The following is a 15,426-nucleotide window of genomic DNA, read 5'->3' on the forward strand; positions in this document are numbered from 1 at the left end:
GGGGAGTGGGAAATGAATAAAAAAGAATGGACGGTGCTTCTAATAGAAGACGATCCTATGGTACAAGAAGTGAACCGCCAATTTATTGAACAAGTTGAAGGGTTCACCGTTATCGCTGCAGCTTCGAATGGTTTAGAGGGTATACAGCTCATTAAACAGCATCAGCCTGATTTAACAATCATTGATATGTATATGCCTAGTCAAGATGGTTTAACCACCTTACAGCAAATTCGAGCAAATGGCTATAAAACAGATGTCATTGCAGTTACGGCTGCAAGCGATATTGAAACGGTACGGAAAGTTCTTCAATACGGCGCGGTGGATTATATTATGAAGCCGTTCAAGTTTGAGCGAATGAAGCAAGCGCTTGAGCAGTATCGTTCTTTTCAAGTTAAAATAAGTCAAAAAGAACATATTACTCAGTCTGAATTAGATTCTATGCTGTTTCAGCAATTCGAAGAAAAAGCCGATTTGCTTCCAAAAGGGCTAAATGCAGTTACGTTAAGGAGGATACAACAATATCTTTCAGAACAAAATCATCCAATTTCTGCTGAAGAAGTGGCGGACGGTGTAGGAATTGCGCGTGTTACAGCAAGAAGGTATTTAGAGTTTTTGGAACAGGAAAACGAGCTGAAATTATCAGTTGAATACGGCAGAGTGGGGAGACCTATTAATCGCTATATGTTAAAAATAAATTAAATCATACAGAACAGCTTTTATTTGGAAAAGCTGTTTTTTTGCGTTAGAAAGTATATCTTTTTCTCTCCTAGAACAAATTAAGGTATACAGTTTTCGCTATCCAAAGAATATTTCGTGCGGTCATTAATTCATAAAATGTCCCTGAAAAAGGATTAATGGCGGAAAAATCGGGGAATATGCACTTTGACATTTAATTTTAGCACAGGAAGGTTTTGAAACATGGACATATTTTTAGCCGTCTTACCAGCCATATTTTGGGGAAGCATTGTGCTTTTCAATGTGAAACTAGGCGGAGGACCTTATAGTCAAACGCTTGGAACCACATTGGGAGCTTTGATTTTCTCCATCGGTATTTATATTTTTGTACACCCTACCCTTACACCTTTAATCTTTGGCGTTGGAGTTGTATCCGGGTTATTTTGGGCAGTTGGACAAAGTAATCAGCTGAAAAGTATTGATTTAATTGGAGTTTCTAAAACGATGCCTATTTCAACTGGGCTTCAGTTAGTTTCCACTTCATTATTTGGAGTAATTGTGTTTCACGAGTGGTCTACAAAAACTTCAATCATTCTTGGTGTGCTCGCTCTTATCTTTATTATTGTAGGGATTATTTTAACATCACTTCAAAGCAAAGAAGAGAAAGAGGCTGAAGAAGGAAAAGGAAACTTCAAAAAAGGAATTGTTATTTTATTAATTTCAACCGTGGGTTATTTAGTTTATGTTGTAGTAGCCCGTCTATTTAATGTAGACGGATGGTCGGCTTTATTACCTCAAGCAATTGGTATGGTTATTGGGGGAGTATTGCTGACGTTTAAGCATAAGCCATTTAATAAATATGCAATTCGCAACATTATCCCAGGTCTTATTTGGGCCGCTGGTAATATGTTTTTATTCATCTCACAACCTAAAGTAGGCGTAGCGACAAGCTTTTCGCTTTCCCAAATGGGAATCGTCATTTCAACATTAGGCGGAATCATTATTTTAGGTGAGAAGAAAACGAAGCGTCAGTTAGTTGGGATTATTATTGGAATTATACTGATCATCATAGCAGGAGTCATGTTAGGGCTCGCCAAAAGCTAACTAGGAGGGTATTAACAATGTATAAAGATTTAGAAGGAAAAGTAGTTGTCATCACAGGTTCATCTACCGGTTTAGGAAAAGCAATGGCGATTCGTTTTGCAACAGAAAAAGCCAAAGTAGTTGTGAATTATCGTTCTAAAGAAGACGAAGCTAACAGCGTTTTAGAAGAAATTAAAAAAGTTGGCGGAGAGGCTATTGCCGTTAAAGGTGACGTAACAGTTGAGTCTGACGTAATCAATTTAGTTCAATCTGCAATTAAAGAATTTGGAAAGTTAGACGTTATGATTAACAACGCAGGACTAGAAAATCCGGTTTCATCTCATGAAATGTCTTTAAGCGATTGGAATAAAGTAATTGATACGAACTTAACGGGAGCTTTCTTAGGCAGCCGTGAAGCGATTAAATATTTTGTTGAAAATGATATTAAGGGAACAGTTATTAACATGTCGAGTGTTCACGAGAAAATTCCTTGGCCATTATTTGTTCATTATGCAGCAAGTAAAGGCGGTATGAAGCTCATGACTGAAACACTGGCATTAGAATACGCTCCAAAAGGTATTCGTGTAAATAACATTGGACCGGGAGCGATTAATACACCGATTAACGCTGAGAAATTTGCTGATCCTGAGCAGCGTGCAGATGTAGAAAGCATGATTCCAATGGGATACATCGGAGAGCCGGAAGAAATTGCAGCGGTTGCTGCATGGCTAGCTTCTTCAGAGGCGAGTTATGTAACAGGAATTACGCTCTTTGCTGACGGCGGTATGACACAGTACCCATCATTCCAAGCAGGACGCGGATAAGAAAAAACGCACTCTATGATAGAGTGCGTTTTTTAGTTTTCCTGAGCTTTTTTTTGGTTCTTAGGAGCTGACTGGTGTTGAATTCGTAAGAAAAGCAAGATTAAAACGATAACGCCAGTGATGCTGTACATCCCAAGAACAAGGGGGTGCTGTGTATCTGTTCCAGAAGTAATGCCGTGATACAGTGCCAGTAAATAGCCTGGAAAAGCAAGAAAATGAATGGCTTTCCATGTTTTTCTCCCAAGCTGTTTTATAAAGTCGGATGTAATAATTAGTACAAATAAAATGTAGAGCGAAATAGTACCAAGACCTGTGCTAATTGGTTTGTAATCGGAAGTGAACGGAATTAAAATGTCAGAAAGTGAAAAATGAACAGATTGATCAAATGATAAAACAAGTCCGTGAATCATGCCAAACAATAACCCGAACCACCCTGATGATTGATGAACCAGCAAAAGCTGCTTTTTTCGTTTTGGTTTAAAAAACGAAAAACTGTGAGAAATGCCAGCGGCAACTGATACAAACATTAGTAAATAAGAAGTTAAGCCGGCTGCCCGAATGGTGTTCCATACGGGAAAATGAGCACTAAATTGCGCGAGGAGAGTAGCCATAATGGTATACCTGACCTTTCACATGTTTTTCGATTAGTACGTTGCCTTCTTTCGTAACCGCAATTACTTCTAAAGAAGGGTGATGCCTTTTAGCTAACTTTAATCCAGCGTCCCAGCCGAGAATAAGTATGCACTTTGCATAGACTTCAGAAACGGTCAAGTCTTCAGAAACGACCGTTACTTGCAGAAGCTCTGATGAACTAGGCTTGCTATTTCTGCCGTCAATAATATGATGGTGAGTGTGTCCGTTCACTTTCCACGAACGCTTGCCTACACTGCTTGTGGCAATACCGCTGTTGCTCTTTACTTTAATGGTCGTGAGGTTTTTTGATGCATCAAATGGATGAGAGAGAGAAATGGACCAGTGCTTGCTAGCAGGCCCCCACGTTACAATATCTCCGCCTCCATCGATTGCTCCTAGTGAAGTTCCTTTTTTCTTTAATTGATTGGCCATTTGCTGAATGCTCCAACCTTTTGCGATTCCCCCTAAATCAAGACCGACATTAGAAGCAAGCTGAATACTTCTCATTCCTTTATGAATCATAATAGGGTTGACAGCATCAAAAGCTGCTACTTTTTGAGGAAGCTGATCGGTAGGCAACTGCTCAAAGCTTTGGTCATATCCTAGAGTTTGAATCGGATGATACAGAAATGGATTGAAAATTCCATTTGTCTCATTGTAATAGTAATAGGCTGCTTTTACAGCTTCATACAGCATTTTTGACGGTAAAAATAATCTTCCGTTCAGCGAATTAAGCTGTGAAAGCTCGCTTGTTGAAAGAAAGCGGCTTAGCGTTTCTTCTACAAGATAACACCAGCTCTCTACTTTTTTGCTGACAGGCGTTTCAAGCTGATATACATTAAATGTGGTATTCATCGCTTTAAATGAGTAGCTCATGTCTTCACATCCTTAAGAAGGTCTTGTTTGCATAGAAGAATCATCATTATTGCCCCAATTATCCTGACCATTTGTGGAATCATTGTTTGACCACTGATCTTGCTGGCTACTCGAATCGTCGTCATTCCCCCATCGGTCCTCTTGACTGTTTGAATTATCATCCGACCATTGATCGCCCTGTTCATTAGAGTTATCATTTGACCATTGATCTTGCCCGTTGGTTCCGTTTTCTGTATTGGAGTTTGATCCTGAATCTGGAAATAGGTCCGTCTCATCTTCCGTTTGAGTTTGAGATGAATGATTGGCTGATGTATCGTTATTTATTGCTGTAGCTGTTGAATTTGTTTGATCATATTTTTGAGAAAGCCCTACAAATGTTGTAAATGCAGCAACGCTCGATAAACCAACCATCCATTTTGTCCATTTATTAGCTGCCATTGATATGCTCCTTTTATCTTTCATATTTTGCAACTGAACACTGAAGAAAAATTGCAGTGGAAGGTAACATACATCGTTCAATTGTTATAGTTCAATATAGACAGAAAAAATGAAAAAATAGTGAAATAGATGTAGGGTGGATTATTTTTATGAGGAATGAAGTGAACTATTAGAATAAAAAAGGTTTGTTCTTTTTAGAACAAACCTTTTTTATTCAGCGATAAATTTTACTAATTGATACGTAATAAACCGTTAACTGTACAAGAGAAAGAAGCAAAAGAACGGCAATGGGATAGAAGCTAAAAGAATTTGGTAACAGCGGATAAAAAGCGATTAAGATAGCACCTATAGGAATAGAAAATAGGAGAAAAACAAAGGCTTTTTTACAAGCTTCTGCTGTTATCATCTTTTCACGTTCATCTTCTTCTGCAAATTCAAAAGGGAACAATAAAGGCGACACGTTCTTCGTCTTTTTACGCGCGCGGTAGTAAAAAAATGAGACGATTAAAAGCACAATTAAAGAAGCAAAAGAGCCTATAGACATAGTAATTTCCCACGGGGGTTCAGGGGTGGTCATAACTTCACTAAATTGAATATTTAGGCTTAAAAAATCGTATAAAAACCAACCTACGCACAACAGAGACACTACATTCAACAAATAAGATTTAATAACATTACTCAACATTTTTCTCCTCCTTTTGAAGTGTAAAAACATCTTCCATTTTTAATTGAAAGACATCACAAATTGTTAAACCAAGTAGTAGGGAGGGAACGTAATTTCCCTTTTCAATAGCTGCAATGGTTTGGCGAGTGGCTCCAACTTTTTCAGCTAAATCTCCTTGCGTATATCCATGTTTAGCTCTAAGCTCTTTTACGTGATTAATAAGAGTCAATATGATCACCCGCTGCCTTTTTAATAAATTTGTTAAGTTGATTTAACATTATGTAAAGTTAATTTAACATCAATTGGATGATTTTTCAATAAGTAATGGATAAAAAATACAAAAAAAGATCCTAGAAGAATTCTTCAGGATCTTTTTTGTTAATAAATTTCTTTAATGCCAGACAAACGAATGGAAAAAATGTTTTGTTTTTCATCTCGTAGGGAGAGGGTTTGGTCGGTTAGGTTTAAATTTTGGATTTTTCCTTTGAAGGTTTGAAGCAGGCCATTTTCGTAATAATTCACGGTTACATGTTTGTTTTTCTTTAACGCTTTTAAAATCATTTATTCATCTCCTTTCATGTGTGCATCTGTTATGAAAAGAAAGCTGTGGCTTAAGCATACGAATTTGGAGAATGCTCAAGGCAGAATTATTATTATACAGCAAGATGAGAATAGTTTGTAGATAAATTGTGAAAAAATGCACAAGTTTGCAGTACGGGTGTTGCAACAGAATACAGTATATGAGGGGAGGAGGGGTTTTATGATAAAAAAGGTGATTTTAGTTTATTTATTTGTGGGTATTAGGTAAACTAGTAGATGAATTTAAAGAATCTATCTATAGTTGTGAAGGCTAGGATTTCATTTAATTTTCATTTTCTATGAGTATAATGATAAAGGTTTTCTATATGTTCTTTGTGAATCTACTCATAAACTAATCGAGAAAGGAAAATCAAAATGAAGCGAATCGTTTCTAAGCCGCTGCACTATTTCATATTAGCCGCTGTTTTAATGTGGATAAAGTCGTACGTGGCTTATAAAACTGAATTTAACTTAGGCGTAAGCGGCGTAATGCAGCAAATGCTGCTGTTCATAAACCCTGTAAGTTCAGTGCTGATTTTTTTAGGAATCGGCTTATTTTTTAAAGGAAAGAAAGCAGGAGCTTGGATTCTTGCAGGCAGTTTCATTATGACGCTGCTGTTGTACAGTAACATTCTCTATTATCGTTTTTTTAACGATTTTGTAACGCTTCCCACACTGTTGCAGACAAGTAATGCAGGAAGTATGGGCGGAAGCATTATGGATTTATTAAAAGCACATGATGTTTTTTATTTTACTGATTTTATTATTTATTTTTTCTTCTTTTTTAGTAAAAAAATTGACTGGAATAATGAAAAAGTATCGGTTAAAAATGCTGTAACCATTCTTTCTTTAGGATTCATGGTTTTTTCTGTCAACTTAACATTAGCAGAAATTGATCGCCCGCAGCTTCTATCTCGAACTTTTGACCGCAATTATTTAGTAAAGTATTTAGGCGCCTATAATTATACGATGTATGATGGTGTTCAGACTGCTCAAAACTCTAAACAGCGAGCATTTGCAAGCAGCAATGATTTAACGAACGTCGTTAATTTTAAAAATAGTCACTATGCGGAACCTAACCCCGTTTATTTTGGAAAAGCTAAAGGGAAAAATATTATTAAAATCCATTTGGAATCATTTCAATCTTTTTTAATTGATTACAAATTAAATGGCCAGGAAGTGACACCGTTCTTAAATTCGTTGGCCCATGGAAATGACTTTACGTATTTTGATAACTTCTTTCATCAAACAGGACAAGGAAAAACATCAGATGCTGAACTAATGATGGACAACTCTCTATACGGCCTTCCTCAAGGTTCTGCCTTTGTGCTGAAAGGAAGCAATACGTATCAGGCAGCACCAGCTATTTTAGATCAAAAAGCTGGCTATACGAGCGCTGTGCTGCACGGAGACTATAAGACGTTTTGGAACCGTAACGAAATTTACAAGCAGTTCGGTGTAGATAAGTTTTTTGATGCAAGTTATTACAATATGACGGGTGAAAATAAAATTAATTATGGCTTAAAAGACAAACCGTTCTTTAAAGAATCTGTTCCAATGCTGCAGTCTTTACCACAGCCGTTCTATGCGCATTTAATTACGTTAACAAACCATTTTCCATTTTTACTTGGAAACAATGAGGCAAGCATACAGCCGGCTAACACGGGGGATGCAACAGTTGACCGTTATTTCCAAACGGCTCGTTATTTAGACGAATCATTGCAATCTTTCTTCCAAGAACTGAAAGCCTCTGGGCTTTATGATAATTCTGTGATTATGATTTATGGAGATCACTACGGTATTTCTGAAAATCATAATGCGGCAATGGAAAAAGTAATGGGCAAAGAAATTACGCCTTATGAAAATGCTCAGCTGCAGCGTGTACCTCTATTCATTCACGTTCCTGGAGTAAAAGGTGGAGTTAATCATACGTACGGTGGAGAAATTGACGTTGTGCCAACTCTTCTTCATTTAGTAGGGATTGACAGCAAAGAATTTATCCAATTTGGTACAGATTTATTTTCTAAAAATCATGATGATGTAGTGGCATTCCGTAATGGCAACTACGTATCTCCGAAGTATACATTAGTGGATGGAACGTATTATGATTCTAAGACGGGCCAAACGCTTAAAGAAAATAATCAAATGAAGGCTTATAAACAGAAGGTAGCGAAAGAACTAGAGTTATCTGATCAAGTGCTTTATGGAGACTTACTTCGTTTCCACAAGCTGAAGGATTTCCAAACAGTCGACCCTTCGAAATATATGTACGGGAAAGAAGAAACAGAAACATCAGCTAAATAAAGCTAAAATCAAAAGAACATGATGACTTCTGCAAAGCAGAATGAGCATCATGTTCTTTTTTACTGTAAACTATTCATCAATAAATTTCTTTAATTCCCGATAAGCGAATAGAGAAAGTATTTTGCTGTTCATCTTTTAATGAAAGCGTTTGGTCTGTTAAATCTAAGCGCTGTACTTTTCCTTTAAATGTTTGAAGCAAACCGTTTTTATAATAGTTAATTGTAACGGCCCCGTTTTTTCTTAATGCTTTTAAAATCATTTTCAAAACTCCTTCCATATTTAAAATGTGTATGATTAACGAGCTGTAACATTCATTTTCATTTGCATATTTTTATTATACACAAAAATAGAAAGCGTTTTCACTAAAAGTTTGAACACTTTGTGAAAACTTTAACAGAGAATGTGACAAATACATACAGAAACTGATTTATTTGTCGTATTCATCATAAAACACATTTATGAAAGGAGTATTAAGAACATGTTAAAACTTTATGGATGGAAAAATATTATAAAATATCGTTTGAAATGTCGTAGTGAATCCACTCATCGTTCGTTACATTTCCGCCCATCTTTCTGTAAAGCATTTGGGCTCTTGTATTATCATAAGCCGTTTCCCAAGACATAGCTGCATACTGATGTTCTTTTGTATACTGGTGACTAATCGAAAATAACTTTTCCCCAATTTTTTGACCTCTTGCTTTTTCAGTAACGTACAAGTCATTTAAAATCGCTACAGGCTTTACACGCGTGGTGCTAAATGTAAAATAAAGCGTTGAAAAACCTACTGCCTCGTCATTTTGAGTCGCGATAAACTGAACGCCAGTATCGGGACGTTGAAACAAGTGATCAATTAAATTTCTCAGCTGTTTTTTGGCAGGCTGAGGGCGCTTGTAAAAACCAACAATGTATTCGTTCATTAATGAAATAAGTGCTTCCATGTCAGCAGCATTAGCTTGACGAATTGTAATAGTAGTCATTAAATCTTCTCCTTTTTAATTAGATGATCTACACTTATAGTAAAAGAAATGTATCCCCTCTAAAAGAGCCAGATTTGAAAAATAAAACAGGGACAGATGAAAGGAGCTAGCGTGAAGTTCACACCTTTATTAAACCGAAGGAATGATATGCCTTTATATCACCAGCTATATGAATATATAAAAAAAGAAATTGTATCCAGCAGGGTAGAAGTGAATGACAAACTGCCTTCTATCCGGTCTCTTGCTGATTACTTAAACGTAAGTCGAAATACTGTAGATATGGCCTATCAGCAGCTTTTAGCTGAAGGGTATGTAGAAAGCAGGCCCAAAAGTGGACTGTACGTAACGAATACACAGTTTGATTTACTGCAAACAGATAGAAAGCCGACTGTATTTTTACACCCTCACTCAGAAACAAAGTCGTGTACCTATGATTTTCGGTATGGAAAAGTTGATAGCCGTTTGTTTCCCTTGAATGAGTGGAAAAAACGATACAATGAAAGTCTTCAAACTTATAGAGAAGCTTTGTTCACGTACCAAGAAAGTCAAGGAGAAGAATCACTGCGTGAAGAAATTGCGACGTACCTTTATCAGTCAAGAGGAGTGGCTTGTTCAAAACATCAAATTATTATTGGAGCAGGTACGCAGCAATCACTCAGTTTATTAGCGCAGATGTTAAAGCAAAGCATCAGAGATATTGCCTTTGAAAATCCTTGTTATGACGGGGCTAGCTTTGTATTTAAGCAGCATGGATTTTCCTTAAAGCCCGTGTCGCTTAATAACAAAGGCATAAACATTCAAGAGCTTTATGATAGCCAAGCACGAGCTGTTTATGTTACACCATCTCATCAGTTTCCATATGGAATGATCATGCCTGTTTCAAGAAGAATAGAGCTTCTTAAATGGGCGAATGACTGCAATGGATTTGTTATTGAAGATGATTATGATGGAGAATTTCGTTATAAAGGCTCTCCCATCCCTTCATTGCAAAGCTTAGACACTAAGGGGCGCGTCATTTATACAGGTACATTTTCAAAATCTTTTATGCCTTCTTTAAGAATCAGCTATCTTGTATTACCTGAAGTTCTTCTAAAAGAATATCATGAACGTTTCTCTTTATACGAGCAAGCTGTTCCAACTCTCCATCAACAGACGCTCGGGCTGATAATGAAAAATGGAGAGTGGAATAAGCATTTAAGAAGAGTGAGAACTGCTTATCAACTGAAACACGGTACTCTTTTAGCAGCTTTACAGAAAGAGTTTAATGAAAACATTACGATATCAGGTGAATTTGCAGGTTTACATATACTTGTACGCGTGCGCAACGATATGAACGAACAGCAATTAATTAACGCAGCTCGAAAGCAAGATGTCTCCGTCTACGGCACCTCTCGTTATTGGCTTACAGAATCACTCCAGCAAAAGCCTCATATTTTGTTAGGCTTTGGAAGTTTGGGGAGAGAAGAAATAGAAGAAGGAATAAAACGATTAAAAAAAGCTTGGTTATAAATCCATGCTCATTTTTTCGGTTTCTTGACAAAAGTTGCCTAGTCCTTTAGACTTTTTTGCATATATTTTAAATTATCTGAAAGGAGGATAGGGTAATCGAAGCTAACTGCTAGTGGACAACCCTAGATTAAACAATGAATCCTATCCAACAAATTTTACATACATTCCCTGTGATTGTACTAGATGGTGCAATGGCAACTGAACTTGAAAGATATGGCTGTGATTTAAATGACAGCTTATGGTCTGCAAAAGTGTTGATGGAGCAGCCCGAACAGATTAAGAGAGTGCACCAAGACTACTTTGCAGCCGGAGCTGACTGTGCAATTACAGCAAGTTATCAAAGCACATTTGAAGGTTTTGCTAAACGTGGCTTGAGTGAAGCAGAGGCTCGCGAGCTAATTCAAGCATCTGTAAAAATTGCGGCTGAAGCAAGAGATGAATTTTGGCAGCAAGAAGAGAATCGTCTTAATCGTCCAAAACCAATTGTTGCTGCTTCGGTAGGTCCTTACGGAGCATTTTTAGCAAACGGATCGGAATATACTGGACAGTATGACGTAACAGAAGAAGAGTTAATGGAATTTCATCGTCCTCGTATGAAAGCATTAATTGAAGCTGGAGCGGACGTATTAGCTTGTGAAACCATTCCTAATGTAATAGAAGCAAGAGCCATTGCGAGGCTGCTAGAAGAATTTGAAGGAGCGTACGCATGGATTACGTTCAGCGCAAAAGATGACCTGCACATTAGCAGCGGAACATTAATCTCGGAGTGTGCCCGCTATCTGAATTCTTATGAGCAAATAGCGGCTCTTGGAGTTAACTGTACACCGCCTCAATATATTTCTTCACTTATTAAAGAAATTAAATCTCAAACGGATAAGCCAGTCATTGTGTATCCAAATTCAGGGGAGCATTATGACGCTGAATCTAAAACATGGAACGGAACATCTGCGGGTGAAACCTACGGGTGCAGCGCTCACAGCTGGTATGAAGCAGGAGCTCAGTTAATTGGAGGGTGCTGTCGCACAACTCCAGATGATATTAAAGGCATTACAAAATGGGCTAGAAAATAACGGATTGAAAGAAAAGAAGATTCATTGTAATCTTCTTTTCTTCTTGTAAAATAAAAGAAGAAAAGTTGAAAAGGGTTTATTTTAACGAAAGAAGGGATGATGAAAGTGAAAGATATTAAAAATATTTATTGTGTAGGCCGAAACTACGCACTGCATGCAAAAGAATTACATAATGATATTCCAACATCACCTTTTTTATTTTCCAAACCTACTCACGCTCTCGTTGAAGCAGCTGGACAATCAATCACTCTTCCTAGCGACCAAGGAGAGGTGCACTTTGAAACCGAACTGATTCTTCATATTGGACAATCTTACAAAGAAGGCATAGCAGTGGATGAACTTGTTGACGAGATGACGATTGGATTAGACTTGACGCTTCGAGATGTACAGAGCGAATTAAAACAAAAAAAGCACCCTTGGCTGCTTGCAAAAGGATTTAAACATTCAGCGGTCGTGGGAAAATTTCTGCCGTTTGAAGGAGTAGAAGCATCTAAGGAGAAAGACTTTTCGTTAGTGAAAAACAATAAACGCGTGCAGCTGGGAAATATCAAAGATTTGATTTTTGATTTACAAACGATTATTGATTTTACAGGAAAACATTTTGGTCTTGATAAAGGAGATCTTATTTTTACAGGTACACCTGAAGGAGTAGGTCCGCTTTCACATCAGGATCATCTTTCACTTAAATGGGGAGAGCAAGAGCTTGGTTCTTGCATCATTTCCTTTCGTTAAAAAAAGAGGCTGAGAAAAAGTAGTTTGTAGTTTTAATTGAAGGAAAATCCGAACGGTGAATCGAGGTTCTTGATAGAGAATCCAACCTGTTCGGATTTTTTATTGCGATGGTGAATGTAGGCTTAGGAATGAATTTAATAACCAATGGGAAAGCTGTTTTTATCTCCTATAGGAAACGAGGTCCTCATTATGGTGCTCTTAATCCTTACAACGGTGATTTCTATTCTGAGTGTACTAGTTATGCCAAAGCGCATCAGCTGGATAGAAATATACACAACGTCTTTGTTTGTCATGTTTTTAGGATCGGTAGCAGATATATATCTTGATGTTAAATATGATCTTTATGGATTCTTTACAAAAGGAGTACCCAAACGGAAGTGTTTTATTATAATGGATGGAAGATTCTATACTCGTTTTTTTGCTATCCGTTTCTTTATATAGCAATGGTTTTAAATTTAAAAATGATACGCAGGCTCCAGGTTATCGATAAGCAAAAATAGAAATAAAAAAAAGTAATGATAAATCATAAAAAAATGATATTTTATTAATGGCTACATATGTAATATAGTAAAAATAGAAAATAAATGAAGCAGCATATAAGCAGGGTTAAAAAACATCAAAACGGGAATCTTGACATTAACTTCATGTTTTTAACCATGTATTGTGAATGAATATACTTATTAATAAATAATATGTTGTAGAAGGAATTTAGTAAAGGAGGCAAGAAGATGTTTAAGCGTAGTGAAAAAATCCAAATTCATGGCGTAACGTTTCATGGAGTCATGAGTGCGAAGCAAAAAGCCGCCCTGCAGGAAATTGCTAATGTAACAGACGAAAAGGACTGGGATGGGCTAAAAGGTGTGTATTGCTTAGGCAGTGTAAAGGTGCAAGGAAAAGATGTGCTAGGCGTGTACTATGGCCAATTTAATGATAACCTTCCAAAAGAGAAGCGCAAACTTCAGTTTGAAATTGACTATATTAAATATACAGTAACGGAATGCCCGATTATCTTTATCGATACAACAAAAAATAAAAAGCCTCATCAATTTGCTTTTATCATTTTGCATGAATTAGGCCATCATGTGGATCGTATGACAAATGGAACGCTTTTAAAAGAAGGAAATAGAACGCAAGAAATGTTTGCTAATACGTATGCTTTAGAGAAATATTCAAAAATAGAAAAGTTCCAAACAAAGAAGTTGAAAAACATTCCATTTTTAGAGGAATCTCTTACTCAATGGAATAAAACTCCTCACCCTGGAGCGTATTCTCTTAGAGTTCAAATTGAATAATTCATGAGAATAGTTCCTTTCTCTCCGTTTTTTACTTTCCTGTCTTTTTCCTCTTTCTCTCTTTTATCCTTTCAATGAACAAAAAGGATTTAATTACTCATAAAGTTTTAAAAGTTTTTATAGTACGAATTATTTACACTATACCCTCCTGTAAATTATGATTATTTTAAGAAAAAACAGAAAATTTTAAAGTTTTAAGGTACAACTTAATAGTGAACAAGCGATGTTGTAATCGTATAGACAAACTGGCATACATATGCGAGTCATACATACAAACGAATCGCTTCCACTATTATGAAAGCGGATTCAAAAATAGGAGGGGTAATAATGTTAGCTATTCTTGGGTTTTTGATGGTTTGTACATTTATGTTTCTGATTATGACAAAACGATTAACGCCGCTTATTGCTTTAATGGTTATTCCAGTATTGTTTGCAATCATAGGGGGATTCACAAGTGATATTGGAGAAATGGCTTTAAATGGTGTAAAAGAATTAGCGCCTACAGGCGTTATGTTAATGTTTGCTATTTTATATTTTGGAATTATGATTGATGCTGGTTTGTTTGATCCAGTTGTAGGAAGAATTTTGAAAATTGTAAAAGGTGATCCACTAAAGATCACAATTGGTACAGCTATTTTAGTTCTTATTATTTCATTAGACGGAGACGGAACAACAACATATATGATCACGCTCTCAGCGATGCTTCCGCTTTATAAAAAGCTAAATATGAAGCCGATGATTTTAGCTTGTATCGCGATTATGGGTAGTGGGGTTATGAACTTAACACCTTGGGGAGGACCAACTGCTCGTGTGATGAGTGCATTGAAGTTAGATGCTTCACAGGTGTTTACACCACTGATTCCAGCCATGATTGGTGGAGCCGTTTGGTTATTATTCACGGCTTACTACTTTGGGAAAAAAGAGCGCCAGCGCCTAGGTGTTATTGATATTCAAGATGTTACAAATGCTCAAGTAGCTTTTGCAGAAGCAGCAGCCGCTGAAGGAATCGAGTACAAGCGTCCGAAGCTTTTATGGGTAAACTTTGCTTTAACAGCTTTATTATTAGTAGGACTCATCACAGCAGTTATGCCGCTTCAAATTCTATTTATGATTGGATTTGCAATCGCTATCATGATTAACTATCCAAATCTAGAAGTTCAAAAAGAGCGTATCACAGCACATGCTGGTAATGTACTTGCTGTTGTGTCTCTTGTATTCGCAGCAGGCGTATTCACAGGCATTTTATCAGGTACAAAAATGGTAGATGCAATGGGTAATAGTTTAGTAGGATTAATTCCAGATGCGTTAGGGCCTTACATGTCTGTGATTACAGCCATCACAAGTATGCCATTTACGTTCTTTATGTCAAATGATGCTTACTACTATGGGATTTTACCAATTATTGCTCAAGCAGCTTCAGCATACGGTATTGATGCTGCAGAAATTGGCCGTGCTTCATTGATTGGTCAACCTGTTCACTTACTAAGTCCTTTAGTTGCTTCTACGTATCTATTGGTCGGTATGGCAAAAGTCGAGCTTGGTGAATTTCAGCGCTTTACTTTAAAGTGGACGATTGGAACAGCGATGGTGATGCTTTTAGTAGCTATTATTACAGGAGTTATTACGCTGTAAAGATCACGAACTTAAAAACTTATCAATTCCGCTTTTGGAATTGATAAGTTTTTTTGTCTAAAAAGCTTTTAGAATAAGAAGCGGATATACAAAAAATTTTGATAAAATAAAAGAGGAATAGAACTATAAGGTAAAGGC

17 protein-coding genes are annotated in these 15,426 nt (G+C 36.8%); 9 read left to right on the plus strand and 8 right to left on the minus strand.

Annotated features, from left to right (window positions below; genetic code table 11):
• Nucleotides 1-12: 12 nt before the first annotated feature.
• From U9R83_RS04290 to gdh, 3 genes are all read left to right on the plus strand, one after another.
• The gene (locus U9R83_RS04290; protein ID WP_014461458.1) at nt 13-699 is read left to right on the plus strand and encodes a response regulator; all 687 of its coding nucleotides are present in this window, start codon (nt 13-15) and stop codon (nt 697-699) included.
• Nucleotides 700-918: 219 nt separating this feature from the next.
• Nucleotides 919-1,779, plus strand: coding sequence for a RhaT/GlcU family sugar-proton symporter (locus tag U9R83_RS04295; protein ID WP_014461457.1), 861 nt, complete (start codon nt 919-921; stop codon nt 1,777-1,779).
• A 17-nt stretch (nt 1,780-1,796) separates the two neighbouring features.
• Nucleotides 1,797-2,582: a glucose 1-dehydrogenase gene (gene gdh / locus U9R83_RS04300; protein WP_014461456.1), complete on the plus strand. Its 786-nt coding sequence runs from the start codon at nt 1,797-1,799 to the stop codon at nt 2,580-2,582.
• A 32-nt stretch (nt 2,583-2,614) separates the two neighbouring features.
• Here the strand turns inward: gdh and U9R83_RS04305 are convergent, their stop codons facing one another.
• The 6 genes from U9R83_RS04305 to U9R83_RS04330 all read right to left on the minus strand — a co-directional run bounded on the left by U9R83_RS04305 (nt 2,615) and on the right by U9R83_RS04330 (nt 5,754).
• Entirely contained in the window at nt 2,615-3,193 is a 579-nt protein-coding gene (locus U9R83_RS04305; protein ID WP_226556124.1) for a ferric reductase-like transmembrane domain-containing protein, read from the minus strand.
• On the minus strand, nt 3,168-4,091 hold the full coding sequence (locus U9R83_RS04310) for an FAD:protein FMN transferase (RefSeq protein WP_115653115.1): 924 nt from the start codon (nt 4,089-4,091) through the stop codon (nt 3,168-3,170). Before U9R83_RS04310 ends, U9R83_RS04305 begins: the two co-directional genes overlap by 26 nt.
• A 12-nt stretch (nt 4,092-4,103) precedes the next feature.
• Nucleotides 4,104-4,529 (minus strand): hypothetical protein, encoded by a 426-nt coding sequence (locus U9R83_RS04315; RefSeq protein WP_014461453.1) that lies wholly within the window; start codon nt 4,527-4,529, stop codon nt 4,104-4,106.
• A gap of 214 nt (nt 4,530-4,743) precedes the next feature.
• Entirely contained in the window at nt 4,744-5,214 is a 471-nt protein-coding gene (locus tag U9R83_RS04320; RefSeq protein ID WP_182421355.1) for an MFS transporter, read from the minus strand.
• Entirely contained in the window at nt 5,204-5,422 is a 219-nt protein-coding gene (locus tag U9R83_RS04325; protein ID WP_013081870.1) for a helix-turn-helix transcriptional regulator, read from the minus strand. Before U9R83_RS04325 ends, U9R83_RS04320 begins: the two co-directional genes overlap by 11 nt.
• A 149-nt stretch (nt 5,423-5,571) precedes the next feature.
• Nucleotides 5,572-5,754 (minus strand): YolD-like family protein, encoded by a 183-nt coding sequence (locus U9R83_RS04330; RefSeq protein ID WP_013081871.1) that lies wholly within the window; start codon nt 5,752-5,754, stop codon nt 5,572-5,574.
• A 393-nt stretch (nt 5,755-6,147) separates the two neighbouring features.
• On the opposite strand from U9R83_RS04330, the gene U9R83_RS04335 reads away from it, so the two are divergent.
• Nucleotides 6,148-8,076: an LTA synthase family protein gene (locus U9R83_RS04335; protein WP_226700936.1), complete on the plus strand. Its 1,929-nt coding sequence runs from the start codon at nt 6,148-6,150 to the stop codon at nt 8,074-8,076.
• 76 nt (nt 8,077-8,152) lie between these two features.
• Here U9R83_RS04335 and U9R83_RS04340 read toward each other — a convergent pair whose 3' ends face one another.
• Both U9R83_RS04340 and U9R83_RS04345 read right to left on the minus strand, forming a co-directional pair.
• Nucleotides 8,153-8,353 (minus strand): YolD-like family protein, encoded by a 201-nt coding sequence (locus U9R83_RS04340; protein ID WP_074893948.1) that lies wholly within the window; start codon nt 8,351-8,353, stop codon nt 8,153-8,155.
• 229 nt (nt 8,354-8,582) lie between these two features.
• Nucleotides 8,583-9,053 (minus strand): GNAT family N-acetyltransferase, encoded by a 471-nt coding sequence (locus U9R83_RS04345; protein ID WP_014461449.1) that lies wholly within the window; start codon nt 9,051-9,053, stop codon nt 8,583-8,585.
• Nucleotides 9,054-9,200: 147 nt separating this feature from the next.
• Here U9R83_RS04345 and pdxR point away from each other — a divergent pair, with 147 nt between their 5' ends.
• From pdxR to U9R83_RS04370, 5 genes are all read left to right on the plus strand, one after another.
• On the plus strand, nt 9,201-10,562 hold the full coding sequence (pdxR, locus tag U9R83_RS04350) for a MocR-like pyridoxine biosynthesis transcription factor PdxR (protein WP_243548802.1): 1,362 nt from the start codon (nt 9,201-9,203) through the stop codon (nt 10,560-10,562).
• A 134-nt stretch (nt 10,563-10,696) separates the two neighbouring features.
• A complete protein-coding gene (gene mmuM, locus U9R83_RS04355; RefSeq protein WP_243548804.1) occupies nt 10,697-11,632 on the plus strand; it encodes a homocysteine S-methyltransferase in 936 nt (311 codons plus the stop codon).
• A 99-nt stretch (nt 11,633-11,731) separates the two neighbouring features.
• Nucleotides 11,732-12,364 carry a fumarylacetoacetate hydrolase family protein gene (locus U9R83_RS04360; protein WP_115653119.1) on the plus strand — a complete coding sequence of 211 codons (633 nt, stop codon included), beginning with the start codon at nt 11,732-11,734 and terminating at the stop codon, nt 12,362-12,364.
• A gap of 728 nt (nt 12,365-13,092) precedes the next feature.
• Complete coding sequence (locus U9R83_RS04365) at nt 13,093-13,656, plus strand: ImmA/IrrE family metallo-endopeptidase (protein WP_014461444.1); 564 nt, start codon at nt 13,093-13,095, stop codon at nt 13,654-13,656.
• A gap of 327 nt (nt 13,657-13,983) precedes the next feature.
• Nucleotides 13,984-15,288, plus strand: coding sequence for a CitMHS family transporter (locus U9R83_RS04370; protein WP_028407583.1), 1,305 nt, complete (start codon nt 13,984-13,986; stop codon nt 15,286-15,288).
• The last annotated feature ends 138 nt before the right edge of the window (nt 15,289-15,426 follow it).

It is taken from the genome of Priestia sp. LL-8, assembly GCF_036227845.1.
GTDB classification, from domain to species: Bacteria; Bacillota; Bacilli; order Bacillales; family Bacillaceae_H; genus Priestia; species Priestia zanthoxyli.

Bases quoted from the DNA above. Each gene is read 5' to 3' on its own strand.
- U9R83_RS04290 (WP_014461458.1), top strand. From the start codon at position 13: ATGAATAAAAAAGAATGGACGGTGCTTCTAATAGAAGACGATCCTATG.
- U9R83_RS04295 (WP_014461457.1), top strand. From the start codon at position 919: ATGGACATATTTTTAGCCGTCTTACCAGCCATATTTTGGGGAAGCATT.
- gdh (WP_014461456.1), top strand. From the start codon at position 1,797: ATGTATAAAGATTTAGAAGGAAAAGTAGTTGTCATCACAGGTTCATCT.
- U9R83_RS04305 (WP_226556124.1), bottom strand. From the start codon at position 3,193: ATGGCTACTCTCCTCGCGCAATTTAGTGCTCATTTTCCCGTATGGAAC.
- U9R83_RS04310 (WP_115653115.1), bottom strand. From the start codon at position 4,091: ATGAGCTACTCATTTAAAGCGATGAATACCACATTTAATGTATATCAG.
- U9R83_RS04315 (WP_014461453.1), bottom strand. From the start codon at position 4,529: ATGGCAGCTAATAAATGGACAAAATGGATGGTTGGTTTATCGAGCGTT.
- U9R83_RS04320 (WP_182421355.1), bottom strand. From the start codon at position 5,214: ATGTTGAGTAATGTTATTAAATCTTATTTGTTGAATGTAGTGTCTCTG.
- U9R83_RS04330 (WP_013081871.1), bottom strand. From the start codon at position 5,754: ATGATTTTAAAAGCGTTAAAGAAAAACAAACATGTAACCGTGAATTAT.
- U9R83_RS04335 (WP_226700936.1), top strand. From the start codon at position 6,148: ATGAAGCGAATCGTTTCTAAGCCGCTGCACTATTTCATATTAGCCGCT.
- U9R83_RS04340 (WP_074893948.1), bottom strand. From the start codon at position 8,353: ATGGAAGGAGTTTTGAAAATGATTTTAAAAGCATTAAGAAAAAACGGG.
- U9R83_RS04345 (WP_014461449.1), bottom strand. From the start codon at position 9,053: ATGACTACTATTACAATTCGTCAAGCTAATGCTGCTGACATGGAAGCA.
- pdxR (WP_243548802.1), top strand. From the start codon at position 9,201: ATGCCTTTATATCACCAGCTATATGAATATATAAAAAAAGAAATTGTA.
- mmuM (WP_243548804.1), top strand. From the start codon at position 10,697: ATGAATCCTATCCAACAAATTTTACATACATTCCCTGTGATTGTACTA.
- U9R83_RS04360 (WP_115653119.1), top strand. From the start codon at position 11,732: ATGAAAGTGAAAGATATTAAAAATATTTATTGTGTAGGCCGAAACTAC.
- U9R83_RS04365 (WP_014461444.1), top strand. From the start codon at position 13,093: ATGTTTAAGCGTAGTGAAAAAATCCAAATTCATGGCGTAACGTTTCAT.
- U9R83_RS04370 (WP_028407583.1), top strand. From the start codon at position 13,984: ATGTTAGCTATTCTTGGGTTTTTGATGGTTTGTACATTTATGTTTCTG.